The 13,604-nt window shown below is 43.5% G+C and carries 11 protein-coding genes and 1 tRNA gene; 2 read left to right on the forward strand and 10 right to left on the reverse strand.

The window, feature by feature from the left end:
• Positions 1-3: 3 nt before the first annotated feature.
• The 3 genes from HC965_RS24105 to metA are packed head-to-tail and all read right to left on the reverse strand — an operon-like array spanning position 4 to position 3,733.
• Positions 4-993: a zinc ribbon domain-containing protein gene (locus HC965_RS24105; protein ID WP_191033867.1), complete on the reverse strand. Its 990-nt coding sequence runs from the start codon at positions 991-993 to the stop codon at positions 4-6.
• Positions 990-2,819: a U32 family peptidase gene (locus HC965_RS24110; RefSeq protein ID WP_191033868.1), complete on the reverse strand. Its 1,830-nt coding sequence runs from the start codon at positions 2,817-2,819 to the stop codon at positions 990-992. The genes HC965_RS24105 and HC965_RS24110 overlap by 4 nt, the downstream gene beginning before the upstream one ends.
• Positions 2,816-3,733 carry a homoserine O-succinyltransferase gene (gene metA / locus HC965_RS24115; RefSeq protein WP_191033869.1) on the reverse strand — a complete coding sequence of 306 codons (918 nt, stop codon included), beginning with the start codon at positions 3,731-3,733 and terminating at the stop codon, positions 2,816-2,818. The genes HC965_RS24110 and metA overlap by 4 nt, the downstream gene beginning before the upstream one ends.
• Before the next feature lie 180 nt (positions 3,734-3,913).
• Here metA and HC965_RS24120 point away from each other — a divergent pair, with 180 nt between their 5' ends.
• Positions 3,914-4,084, forward strand: coding sequence for a DUF362 domain-containing protein (locus HC965_RS24120; protein ID WP_191033870.1), 171 nt, complete (start codon positions 3,914-3,916; stop codon positions 4,082-4,084).
• 135 nt (positions 4,085-4,219) lie between these two features.
• Here HC965_RS24120 and HC965_RS24125 read toward each other — a convergent pair whose 3' ends face one another.
• The 4 genes from HC965_RS24125 to HC965_RS24140 form a co-directional block, all read right to left on the reverse strand.
• The gene (locus tag HC965_RS24125; RefSeq protein WP_191033871.1) at positions 4,220-5,413 is read right to left on the reverse strand and encodes a pyridoxal phosphate-dependent aminotransferase; all 1,194 of its coding nucleotides are present in this window, start codon (positions 5,411-5,413) and stop codon (positions 4,220-4,222) included.
• An 82-nt stretch (positions 5,414-5,495) separates the two neighbouring features.
• Positions 5,496-6,710, reverse strand: a complete 1,215-nt coding sequence (locus HC965_RS24130; protein WP_191033872.1) for a bifunctional 3,4-dihydroxy-2-butanone-4-phosphate synthase/GTP cyclohydrolase II — start codon at positions 6,708-6,710, stop codon at positions 5,496-5,498.
• Between the two features lie 5 nt (positions 6,711-6,715).
• A complete protein-coding gene (locus HC965_RS24135) occupies positions 6,716-8,614 on the reverse strand; it encodes an LptF/LptG family permease (protein WP_191033873.1) in 1,899 nt (632 codons plus the stop codon).
• A gap of 76 nt (positions 8,615-8,690) precedes the next feature.
• Positions 8,691-9,077, reverse strand: coding sequence for an START-like domain-containing protein (locus HC965_RS24140; RefSeq protein WP_191033874.1), 387 nt, complete (start codon positions 9,075-9,077; stop codon positions 8,691-8,693).
• Positions 9,078-9,301: 224 nt separating this feature from the next.
• Here HC965_RS24140 and HC965_RS24145 point away from each other — a divergent pair.
• A tRNA-Met gene (locus HC965_RS24145) sits at positions 9,302-9,375 on the forward strand.
• A 133-nt stretch (positions 9,376-9,508) separates the two neighbouring features.
• Here HC965_RS24145 and guaA read toward each other — a convergent pair.
• The 3 genes from guaA to HC965_RS24160 all read right to left on the reverse strand — a co-directional run bounded on the left by guaA (position 9,509) and on the right by HC965_RS24160 (position 13,601).
• Entirely contained in the window at positions 9,509-10,816 is a 1,308-nt protein-coding gene (guaA, locus tag HC965_RS24150) for a glutamine-hydrolyzing GMP synthase (protein WP_191033875.1), read from the reverse strand.
• A 351-nt stretch (positions 10,817-11,167) separates the two neighbouring features.
• Positions 11,168-12,676 (reverse strand): BACON domain-containing protein, encoded by a 1,509-nt coding sequence (locus tag HC965_RS24155; protein WP_191033876.1) that lies wholly within the window; start codon positions 12,674-12,676, stop codon positions 11,168-11,170.
• A 43-nt stretch (positions 12,677-12,719) separates the two neighbouring features.
• A complete protein-coding gene (locus tag HC965_RS24160; protein WP_191033877.1) occupies positions 12,720-13,601 on the reverse strand; it encodes a Calx-beta domain-containing protein in 882 nt (293 codons plus the stop codon).
• Positions 13,602-13,604: the final 3 nt, after the last annotated feature.

Below are 13,604 nucleotides of genomic sequence, written 5' to 3' on the forward strand. Positions count from 1 at the left end.
AAATTATTCATTGATTGCCCCGCAATGCGGACATATACCTTTCTCTTTCAACTTCTCCCCACAATGCCCGCAACGATACTTATAACCGATATTCTTACGCACTTTGCCCACAAAAACCCAAATAAAAAGTGCTAGAAATAAATAACCGATATAAATATGCGTCATTAAAATGAAGAAGAAATAACAGAAGATACAGCATGACAACAGCCCCAATAAATAAAAGATGGCCGCCGCCGGAGCCAGCTGACGGAATAAATCCTCAAGCACCGCCAATGCCACAATCAGAAACAACCATATACTTAGCAGAAAGACTGAAAGAATAAAAGGCACTTTAAACGGTGATAAGGTAGGATTGAAATAGAAATGCTCCCACGTTTCCGGCATAAAGACCTGCATCGACTCATAAACCGTTGCACTGAAAGCCATCAACAAGCATAGGAATAAGGGATAAATACTGTCAATATCATTGAAGTACACCATCTGCAACTGCTTCCGGCGGAAAGCACGAAGCAAATAAACTCCAACGAACAAGGCAAAGATAACCACAAAATAGGAAGCATGAGTATCACTGAAAAGGTGAATGGCCTGCGAAATACTGTCAGTCGGCACGAATGACTTTTTCAACTCCATCTCACGTATCCACCCCTGCTCGTCCTGTGTATGCGCCAGTTTCACCCAAACGCTATCCACACTATCGGCAGAATGAACCGCAAACTCGGCAACCACTACCCTGTCTCCCTTATTCAGCCGGATAAAGGTGTCCTTTATCGGAAGACACTCCAAAGAAATAGAATCATCAACTACTTCCAGATTCGTATTCCATGTGTAATGCCGCTCATAGAGATAGGTCAATGAATCCTTTGTTTTCTCGGACAATCCTTCTTCATCCAAAGCAGGCGCCTTGTAAAAACAGGAAGATAATAAAAGTACACTCAATATCAAGTATACCACCTTCCTGCAACTGCCACCTATTTTGTGATGAAGCAAAATCATACTGCCGCGCTTACTTTCATTTGACAATTCTTGCAATCAAATTCCAAACGGAAACGCTTTCCATCATTCGATACCAAATAATAAGGTTCTTTATAAGGTGAGCGCACCCGCTGATGAATGGGACACCATCCCATGCTATAACGCAAACAATGTTTGCAGAACATCAATACCGCATCTTCTACCGCTTCTTTCTCGTAAGCCATAGCAACACGCTGCACCCCATGCTCTTCATAGAAAGAAGCCGCACGGCTGTTCATCACATTTCCCAAATAGGTCAATGCCGTTTGTGGGAAAGCATGATTCGTCTGTTTCCATACCGCCAGTTCCTGACGATAGTTTATCCGTCGGGCAGCCATTAACTTATCTATTGCCTGCCGGCGAAAATCAGCTAATACCGAAGCAGGCAGAAACCAGTTTTCCGCAAATGAGACTTCTATCGCTTTCGCTTCGAAAGGCGTATTTCCTAATTTTGCAAGCTGCGTTTTCAGGTTCTCTGTCTGCGGCGTACGTGCCAATTCCTTTTCGCGTGAAAGACTCAACGTGACGCTGTTATCATCTTCATCGGTCAACCTCAGTGAAAAGCCGAACTCATTATCAGCAAGCAATATATTTACAGCTATCTTTCTTTCGGCCGACTTCCGTGAAAGTACACGTTCAAACTCCTGGTCGAAATTACGATACAGTGTCGTACGGGGTTTGATACGGGGCATCTCCTGTGGATACAGTTTATTACTATCCACCCGGTTGATACGGAATCCCTGCAAACGTCCCTGTTCGTCGATATAGCAAACGCCGTCTCCATTATTAAAGGATTTCAGTCCGGCAACTGTCAGATAATTGCCACGGGCTTCCTTCATCGTTCCCATTTCCTCTCCCAATGACTTGGGAGTATCGAAAGAGAAAATCTCTTTATCACGTCCATGCAGGAAATAATGAGTAAATCCACGGCTGAAACTCTTGTCCAACTGCGGCTTGAACTCATAACGGCAAGTTCCCGAAGATGCTCTTACATATTCCTGCCGACGGGCAAAGATAGCATCCAGCTTCTGACGATAAGTAGCCGTCACATTCTTCACATAAGACACATCTTTCAACCGTCCTTCTATCTTGAACGAAGAAGCTCCGGCATCCAGTAATTGCTCCAATTCATCACTCTGATTCATATCTTTCAGAGAAAGCAAATGTTTATCCTTAACAATTACTTTCCCGTCCGAATCGACCAGGCTAAAAGGCAAACGACAGAACTGCGCACATTCTCCCCGGTTCGCGCTACGTCCGAAACAAGCCTGACTGACGTAGCACTGTCCGCTATAACTAACACAAAGCGCCCCATGTACAAACACTTCCAAAGGCACTTCGGGGCAAGTATCATGTATCTTCTTTATCTCACGCAACGATAATTCCCGCGCCAGCACAACCTGGCGAAAGCCTGTCTCCCAAAGGAATTTCACCTTCTCGGACGTACGGTTGTCCATCTGCGTACTGGCATGAAGCGGTATCGGCGGAAGATTCAGCTTAGTAATCCCCATATCCTGCACAATCAGCGCATCCACACCAATCCGGTACAGGGCATGAATCATCTCTTCCGTCTCTTTCAGTTCCTCTTCTTTCAGAATGGTATTGACAGTGACGTAGATACGTGCATTATACAAATGGGCATGCTGTACCAATGCTTCGATATCTTCCAAAGAATTCACAGCCGCCGCACGGGCACCGAACTTCGGGGCGCCGATATATACGGCATCCGCACCATGATTGATAGCTTCAATACCACACTCCAGGTTTTTCGCCGGAGCGAGAAGTTCTATTTTACGCTGCTTTATCATTTAATATCATTAATATTGTAAGGAGTTTCCTGATAAACGAAGTAGTTCAGCCAGTTGGAGAACAACAGGTTGGCATGAGCACGCCAACGTACCAACGGGCCTTTATCAGGGTCATCATCCACGTAGTAATTACGGGGGACTTCTATCGGCAAACCTTTATCCAGGTCGCGACGATACTCCGTGTCCAGTGTCAACGGGGAATATTCCGAGTGTCCGGTCACGAAGAACTCACGTCCGCCGCGTGCCATCGCCATGTATACTCCCGCATCTTTCGACTCGGAGAGCAACGTCAACTCCGGAACTTTCAGTATATCTTCCCGGCGTATTTCCGTATGACGGCTATGCGGCACATAGAAACAATCATCAAACCCGCGGAAAATAGAGTGGTAAGGCTCCAATACCTGATGTTCGAAGATACCGAACATTTTCTGTTCCAGCGGATATTTGGGTATTCCGTAATGATGATATAATCCGGCCTGCGCTGCCCAGCATATATATAAGGTAGAAGTTACGTGCGTACGTGCCCAGTCAAAGATTTCCGTAATCTCATCCCAATAAGTCACCTCCTCGAAGTCCATCTGTTCCACAGGGGCTCCGGTGATAATCATACCGTCGTACTTCTCGTGACGCATCTGGTCGAAATCCGTATAGAACGTTTTCATATGTTCTATCGGCGTATTCTTAGACGTGTGGCTCTTAATCTTCATAAAAGAAATCTCCACCTGAAGCGGAGTATTTGAAAGTAAGCGCACCAAGTCTGTTTCCGTCGTAATCTTCAACGGCATCAGGTTCAGAATCACAATTCGTAGCGGACGAATGTCCTGCTGCGTAGCGCGGGAAGTGTCGATAACGAAAATATTCTCTTCCTTCAATAGCTCTATCGCAGGTAGTTTATCGGGTAAATTTAAAGGCATAATCGCTATATATTAGTAATTTGAGTGCAAAAATACGAAAAATATAGCAGATAATAAGGTGGTTGCTTATTTAGAAGACGTACAAATTAAGTCAATTTAATCATAGAAGCATAACAACCAATCAATAAAAGCCTTATTTTTGCGAAAGAAATTAGTACTAATAATTTAAATCTTATAAAAATGGCTTACGTAATTAATGACGATTGTATTGCTTGCGGAACTTGTATCGACGAGTGTCCGGTAGAAGCTATCTCTGAAGGTGATATCTATTCTATCAACCCGGATGTATGTACTGACTGTGGAACTTGCGCAGACGTTTGTCCGTCTGAAGCTATTCACCCGGCTGAATAATACAATCTACAAAAAAAATTATAGGCTGCTTTCTACGGAAGGCAGCCTTTTTTATTATCTCTTCCCAACAAAAAAAGCAATGGGCGATTTCCAAAGAAACCGCCCACTGCTTTTTTTATTCTATATAAGAATCGCTTATTTCAATTTGCCCAATGCTTCCTTGATACGACGGATAGCTTCCACGATATTCTCATCGCTTGTAGCATAACTCATACGGATACATTCAGGAGCACCGAAAGAAGCACCGCCTACACAAGCTACATGAGCTTCTTCAAGCAGGTACATTGCCAGGTCGTCCGAGTCTGCAATCTTACGGTCACCGTTGCTCTTTCCGAAGAAAGTATCGCATTTCGGGAACAGGTAGAAAGCACCTTGCGGAACGTTTACTTCAAATCCCGGAACTTCCTTTGCTAGTTTCACAATCAGGTCGCGACGACGTTCGAATGCTTTCTGCATTTCCTTTACTGGCTCTTGTGTACCTACATACGCAGCCTCAGCAGCCTTCTGAGATACGGAGCAAGGGCCTGAAGTGTATTGACCCTGCAATTTGTTGCAAGCCTTTACAATCCATTCCGGTCCGGCGATGAAACCGATTCTCCATCCGGTCATAGCGTAAGCCTTTGATACACCGTTTACAATCACTGTACGTTCCTTCATTTCCGGGAACTGTGCAATGCTTTGGTGTGCACCGATATAATTGATATGTTCGTAGATTTCGTCAGCGATAACGATTACCTGCGGATACTTAGCCAGTACGGCAGACAAGCCTGCCAGTTCTTCTTTTGTATATACAGAACCTGTCGGGTTGGACGGAGAGCAAAGAATCAACGCCTTAGTCTTCGGAGTAATAGCAGCTTCCAACTGTGCGGGAGTAATCTTGAAATCCTGTTCGATACCTGCCGAAACGATAACGGGAGTACCTTCCGCCATTTTCACCATTTCCGGGTAGCTTACCCAGTAAGGAGCCGGAACGATTACTTCGTCACCCGGATTTACCAATACAAGGATCGTGTTACAAACAGACTGTTTTGCACCGTTTGCACAAGAAATCTGGGCGGCTGTATATTCAAGACCGTTTTCTTTTTTCAGTTTCTCAACAATAGCATTGCGCAAAGCCGGATAACCCGGTACTGGAGAGTAACGAGAAAAGTTATCATCTACAGCTTTTTTTGCAGCTTCTTTGATGTGGTCAGGAGTATTGAAATCCGGTTCTCCTACACTTAAGTTAATAACATCAACGCCTTGTGCCTTAAGCTCGTTGCTCTTCTGCGACATGGCAAGCGTCGCCGACGGCGACAAGCTGTTCAAACGATCTGATAATTGATTCATTTTGTATCTATTTTATTGTTGTTGAGTGAAAATCGTTGCAAAATAAGCGATAATATTTGATATATGAAAACAAATTGGCAATTTACTTATTAAAATGTAAAGTATGACCCATTCTTTCTTTCTTTGTTAGCAGGTAGCGTTCATTGTACGGATTAGGAACGGTTTCAACAGGTACATTTTCTACTATTTCCAATCCATAGGCTTCAAGACCGACGCGTTTCACAGGATTATTTGTCAAAAGTCTCATTTTGTGCACTCCCAGTTCGCGAAGAATCTGTGCGCCTACTCCATAGTCGCGCTCATCGGCAAGGTGTCCCAGGCAAATGTTTGCGTCAACGGTATCCATGCCGTCTTCCTGAAGTTTATAGGCTTTCATCTTTTCCATCAGACCGATGCCCCGGCCTTCTTGGTTCAGGTAAACGACTACGCCTTTTCCTTCTTTTTCAATCATTTCCATTGCTTTATGCAACTGTTCGCCACAGTCGCAACGCTGTGAGCCGAGAATATCTCCAGTAGCGCAAGACGAATGTACACGTACCAAAATCGGTTCGTCCGCACTCCACGTACCTTTAAATATAGCCATGTGCTCCAATCCGTTCGACTTCTGACGGAAAGGAATCAGGTGGAACATTCCATGTTCGGTAGGCATATTTACCTCTACTCCTTTTTCTACGATTGATTCCTGTTTCAGACGATAAGCAATCAGGTCGTGAATAGAAATCAATTTCAGGTCATATTCATCTGCCATTTTGCGAAGTTCAGGCAGACGTGCCATCGTACCGTCGTCGCTCATGATTTCCATCAAAGCACCAGCCGGGTAAAGTCCTGCCAGGCGTGCCATATCAACAGTAGCTTCCGTATGTCCTGCACGGCGAAGCACTCCCTTTTCCTGTGCGTACAACGGATTGACGTGTCCCGGACGTCCGAAAGTAGCCGGTGTGGAAGTAGGGTCGGCCAATGCCTGAATCGTAGCGGCACGGTCGGAAGCAGATACTCCGGTGGAGCAGCCTTCCAGTTTATCAATAGTAACCGTAAAAGGAGTTCCCAGTACGGAAGTATTATCACTCACCTGATGCGGCAAATCCAGCTCCTTGCAACGGGATACTGTGATAGGTGCACAAAGCACTCCACGTGCATGTTTCAACATGAAATTTACGTTCTCGGGAGTTATCTTTTCAGCGGCAATAATCAGGTCACCTTCATTTTCGCGATCTTCATCATCTACTACTATGACAAACTTGCCTTCCTTGAAGTCGGCAATCGCGTCTTCTATTCTATCCATTTTAATCTCTTCCATAACAATTATTTATTAATTTTCTGTATGATGAATTGAACTTGTTCGTTATTCTTTATAATTCGTTCCATGTCTTTCGCCAGGCGAATACGGAACGCCCAAATGCGGAAATAGAAAAACAATCCCACGGGGAAAATCACTCCGGCTGCCAGATTCAGCCAATAAGCATGGAACGGTCGTATATGAGCAGAAACGGGAATGACAGGATAATTGTTTAATGCTCCTATCAAAGTAGCCGACTTGGTATTGGACATTTCCTCCACCAATGCCTCCAGCCTGTCATTGATAGCCATTACTTCATCATCCTTCTCGCCTTCCATCCATAACTTGAAGTAGTTTGGTGCTTTCATCAACTGATTACGGGTAACATATGCCTGACATTCCCCCGTAAGCTGTTCCAGTTCTCCCGGTATGCGTCCGTAGTCCGGGTCATGAATAATGACCTCTTTCTTGAACAAATGACGCACGCTACGGATTCCGGCAATCTTCTTAAACCAGTTAATATACGCATCGGCATTCAGCACCACAGAGTCCTTGTTCGATTTGTAAGTAAGGAAAATGCCCAGCGGAGCGAGAACCGCACTACTTGTCCACATCCCCATCCATACAATCCATTTACCGTCACGCGCCATCTTATAACCCGTGTTATCAATGATATAATAAATGATAAACACCAGCACCGACACGATCACTGGCATACCCAGACCACCTTTACGAATAATACCGCCTAAGGGTGCCCCGATAAAGAAGAATAGCAGACAAGAAAGGGAAATCGTAATCTTCTTATGCCACTCCGTCTTATGTTTCCGGATGGCATAGTCATTATTCTCCATCGTGAATTTCTTGAAACTAAGGTCACTGGACACATTCTCGGCACGACTAGTGGCAGAAGATAGCACCTTCTGTTTCTGCGTCAGCGATGCGGCGGCATAAAGACTGTCCACGTTATACTCTTGTATATTCGCATTCTCTATTTTGACCGTATCTTCTTTGCTCAATCCATAAGAAGGGCGGAAATTTCCTTCGGCCACTTCCCGGTAATATTGCCTTCCGATGCTGTCTCCCAGCACTTTCATCGAGTCGATGGAAGCCTGTAACATCGTCATATTTTTGGCACTGGACTGGTTGCTCATGATACTTTCATCCGCCATATTAAAGTCGGAGTCAAATTCAATCAATGTATGTTTCTCCCTGAATGATTCACGCCGATAGGGCACATTCTGCGATTTCATACTCTGTGCTTTCAGATTCTCGAATAAGTCGCCGCTGTACAGATGCAACCAAAGATGCTGTTTGTCAGCCGTCATTTCCATACGTCCTGAGTCCGCATAGATGATATGCGCATTTTCGAATCCGTCCTTCATATTATAAATCAGGACATCGTAGAGCATACCTGTTTTCCGGTTTTTCTTGGCAACTTTCAGATTATAATCCTTTATCTCGGAATAGAATACGCCTTCGGGAATATCCAGTTCCGGGGATTTCTGTTTCATCGAAAGAATCAGGGTTCCCAGTTTAGCCTGGGCAATAGGACCAACTACGTTTTGGAAATAGAATGAAACGCCGACCAACCCGCATACAAAGAAGGCAAGCGGGCGCATGATTTTGAGCAGAGAAATACCCGCAGCCTTCATCGCGAGCAATTCGTAGCGCTCACCGAAGTTACCGAAAGTAATCAAAGAAGCCAGTAGCACTGCCAACGGCAACGATACTGGCACTAATGTCAATGCGGAATAAAAGAAGAATTGAGCCATTACACTCATCTCCAATCCCTTTCCGACCAATTCGTCTACATATCTCCATAAGAACTGCATCATAAAGATGAACAGACAAATGAAGAATGTGCCTATAAAGAGCATGAAAAAGCTCTTTACAATGAATATATCTAATTTCTTTATGCGTAGCATCTTAATAGGTTCGTGCATTTAAGACGCAAAATTAGCACAAAAAAAGGAGCATCGAAAATTTTTAGTTGAAAGTTAACTAAAAACCGCAAGTTCTTCTTAATTTAGCTACCTGTGACTCCCATAATTCTTTCATATCAGTCACTTCATCCGGCTCTGCGAAATCGGTAATTTCTAATACATAGTCACTTGTCAGCTCATTATACGTCATTTTGATTTCGAAGTAATCGCGCTCGTTTTCATCATCCTGCCAACGGAAACGGATAAAAGAGAAAGCACGGATAGCTATAATCTCAGCTTTTCTCTGTTCAGTTTTCCCCCAATGGAACTCTACTATCTTATCGTCGGATATTACTTTGTCAGCAAACCAGTCCTCCAACCCGGTAGGTGTACTAATAGCTCCCCAGAGAATATTTTTAGAAGTTGCGTTCAGCAAATATTCCAAATGAATCTTTTCCTTTTTCATAGCAATTTCGAATTGTTTTTACGTGTGCCAAGATAAATACTTTTTTCTGAATACACCGCATAAATCAGACACTTTATTTAATTATTCTTTCACTATCGGGTCTCAAACACCCTGTTTATAGGGAAAATCAAAACCTTTCCTAAAGAAAAAAACAAAAAAAATACTGAATTGTTTTGGAGGTTATGAAAAAACATCTATCTTTGCACCCGCAATCGAGAAACGATGGCGGGATAGCTCAGCTGGTTAGAGCGCATGATTCATAATCATGAGGTCCCCGGTTCAATCCCGGGTCCCGCTACTTGATAAGAATAAGGCATTTGGGAGGCTTCCACTTCTGGGTGCCTTTTTCTTTTTTATATATATTACAAAATCAGCCCCGAATGTCGGTATATCCTACTTTCGGGGCTGATTAAGTTTTATCCTCTATGTTCTTATTCCCATTCTATGGTCGCATTGGGTTTCGGCGACATATCATAACAAACACGGTTTACATTCTTCACTTCTTTCAGAATACGGTCTGTGATTTTCATCAGGATCGGCCAATCAATCGGCTCAATGGTAGCAGTCATGGCATCTACCGTATTGACAGCACGAATAATAACCGGCCAGTCAAAAGAGCGGGCATTATCACGTACACCTACAGATTTAAAATCGGGCACTACTGTAAAGTATTGCCATACTTTCTTATCCAATCCGGCAATCTGGAATTCCTCACGCAGAATAGCGTCGGACTCACGAACTGCTTCCAAACGGTCGCGTGTAATAGCACCCAGGCAACGCACACCTAAACCAGGACCGGGGAAAGGCTGACGGTAAACCATCTCATAAGGTAAGCCCAACTCCAAACCACAGGCACGAACTTCATCCTTGAACAATTGACGCAATGGTTCTACCAACTGGAATTTAAGGTCTTCGGGCAAACCGCCTACGTTGTGATGAGATTTCACCATTTTGGCAGTCTTTGTTCCGCTTTCTACAATATCCGGATAAATAGTACCCTGACCTAAAAAGTCGATGCCGTCCAGCTTACGTGCTTCTTCTTCGAACACACGGATGAATTCACCACCGATAATTTTACGTTTCTGTTCGGGATCTTCCACACCTTCCAATTTGCCCAGGAAACGGTCTGTGACATCTACATAAACGAGGTTTGCTTTCAATTGATGGCTGAATACTTCGACTACATCTTCGGACTCCCCTTTACGCATCAAGCCGTGATTGACGTGCACACATACCAGATTGTCACCGATTGCTTTCAAAAGCAAAGCAGCCACTACAGAACTGTCGACTCCACCTGACAGAGCCAACAATACTTTCTTATCCCCTACCTGGCGCTTAATCAACTCGATCTGATCGTTCACAAAGTTCGTCATGTTCCAGTTAGTTTCAGCTTTGCAAGTATCGAAGACGAAAGATTTCACTGCATTCTTGATAGCTTCAATATCGTCTGTAAATTCTGCCAGTTTCACTGTACAAGTCGCCTTATCGTGACCGGCTGCCATGACAGGGATACCCATTGTATAAACAGACGGATTCACATCAATGGAAACACCGTCAATCACATTGTTCGGTCCGCCATTGATAATAATACCCTTTACGTTGGGCAATGCTTTCAGTTCTTCCACTGTGATGTCGTGAGGATAAATCTCACTATACACTCCTAACGCACGGATGGCGCGAGCCAATACCGTATTCTCATGACTACCCAAGTCAAGGATAACAATCATGTCCTGTTTCATCTGATTCTGATTCTTTTTAATTATATTATTGTCAATAGTTTGACTTTTGTTTCAGTCCGCAAATATAAATATTTTAAAAGAAGCTACAATGTCCAGCCAGTCCAAAGTTTCATTTTTAATTCAATACTAAGTATTTTTTATCTTTTAGCATTAAACAAGGCATCATTATTTCACATCCTAACATTTAGAAATCAGCCTATTACAGTTTCCTTCGATTTCTAAATAAGGAAACGGCAGTTTCCCGTTATGGATACTGCCGTTTCTCTACGAGGGAACGCCCGTGTCTCTACGAGGAAACTGTAGTTTCTTTATAGGGAAACGGGCGTGTGAATTACTCATTCATTTTTTGTTCTAGTTAGAACAATCGACCAAATTATAATCGGTCTTTGCATCACCATATACAGCACGTTGCGGATTGATATACATCGATAGCTTCCAACCACCGAAGCGGGCGGGAACACAAGTGTTCGGATCGAAATTGTTATACTTCATCTTCAAAGTCGACAATTTGGGTAATATAGAGAATACTGGTGGAAATTCTCCCGTGAAACGATTAAATTCCATTTCTATCCAAGTCAACTTTTGCAGATTCGGAATATCCGGGAACTCTCCGCTGAACTGATTTGAAGTGATATAAAGATGCGTCAATTTTGTCAGACGGTTGATGCTGGCAGGAAGCGGTCCTGAAAGTTTATTCCGTTGCAACTTGATTTTGATGATTTCAGTCAGCCAACCGATTTCATTAGGCAGACTTCCTTCCATATTATAATCCAACAAACTCAAATCCACCACACGAAGTTCACCGTCAACCGTATCAAAAAAGACTCCCGGCCAATTCGAATCCGACAATGGCAGTTCCGGTTTCCAGGTATATTTCCAGTTTTCTCCTTTGGTAGCCTGATAAATAGCAACTAATGCCAAGCTGTCTTTCAGTCGTCCGTCAGGTATATTCTTCTGTTCTACGGTCAGTACATCTGTTTTATCGGTTTGCACAAGTGATCTTATAGTTAGTCGAGCCGTGCGTTCCGTACTAGTGGCAGATACTTTCACAAATACATTTGCATTACCTTCATATTCTGTTTTTTCCAACTCAATCCATCCCGGCGCATCTTCAATCTTCCATTTTCCGTCTCCGCTAACAGAGAATATGAATTGCGATTCCGCACCATCAAGCATGATTTTCTTGTTTGTCGGTGATATTATTTCCATCTTCAACGGACGAGCGGATTGCGTAAGCAGAATACTATCTTTCAGTGTCGGGAATTCAACTGACTGGACGTAGATATACATCGAACGGGGAACAATTGTTTCATTCTCAGTCACAATCAGCGAACCACTTCCCGATGTTTCACCTTTCTTCGTCATTATCGTACTCCATCCGTCTGTCGCTTTGGTAAATGCACGCCAAGCGGTAGGACTGCTCACTTCAAACTTCACTTCGGCAAAAGACTCGCCGGACAAAGGTGCTTTCATATCATCCGATTCAATCTTAATTTTATATCCCTCGGGGATAAAGCTGATGGCACATTGTTGTCTGACAGTCAATGTATCCAATCTCTCTTCGCCAATCGTATTGCGGACTACAATCTTACCAATGCGTGTATCTCCCTTATTCTCCGGCATGGAAAAATAAATCGTATCATTATATTCTCCGGCGACCGTGTTGCACGTCAGCCATTCGGACAGACTTTCCGCTTTCCAACGCGCGTTGGAACGGAGCAGGGCATAACCGGTTTGAGCTTCCGGGGTAAAGTTACCCTCATTTTCAGCGTCGGCACTTATCTCCACCAAAGGGGCGTCCGCTCCAAAAAGATATTCACTTTGTTGGTGGCATGCCACCAATAGAATAGCGAAAGCCATTGATGCTAATCTTAGAATCTTATATCTCATATTTCTGAATTCGTTAGTGGTTTACTTTCTCGAGAATTATATTTTTCAAGGCATAATAAATAGTCGGGTAATCAGTCGGACCAGCATTTTCATCAATGAACAAACCGGCAAATCCATCAACCTTAAAAAGCAGCCGGTTGCCGGACTTTTCTATCTTTATAGGATCCGCAGTAGTATATCCTTCACTAGTCAAACCGATAGTGAATCCTTCTCCTGCCCCATAATCACCGATTTTCTGCTGAGTGGGCATTGACATACTTCCGTCATTGCCTACAACGAAATACAAATCACCTGCCAATGTAAGAGGAAGGACATTATCTCCGGCAACCAAAACCATATTCTTCATGTAATACTTGTTGCTATCATCCAAGTCCTGCACTATTTCTACTCCACCCGGAGTAGAAGACAATTTAGTTCCCTCTACAAAATCCTGTGCTGTAAGTGTGTAATGCCCCGCCATGGTAATCTTCTCTACATCATCACTAATGATATAAACTTTTATACTGGAAATTTCGGATTTCACTTCCGGATTGTCAGCTTTAAGACTAATCGTAAAGGTCTTAATGTCATTCGTGACCTCTTCGTTATCAATGATTTTGACTTTCAATGTAGTCTGTCCGCATACCTCAAATGCCAGCCGGGTATCCATCAATTCATAGTCAACACCCGCTACGGCATCCCCATCGGTAGCCGACACTTGAACCGATACTTGCAACGGCATATCCATGTTACATCCCGACAAGACTACAGGAATCTCAAGTATGCCGGTATTTTCGCCCACATCAATCTTGTTCTTCTGAAAGCCGACACTGAGCTTCGAATACTCCACTTGTTCCGATTCGCTACAAGCAAACAGGAATATCAATATCCACAAATTATATATTATATACTTCATATT

It is taken from the genome of Bacteroides sp. GM023 (assembly GCF_014750685.1).
In the GTDB taxonomy this organism is placed as follows: domain Bacteria; phylum Bacteroidota; class Bacteroidia; order Bacteroidales; family Bacteroidaceae; genus Bacteroides.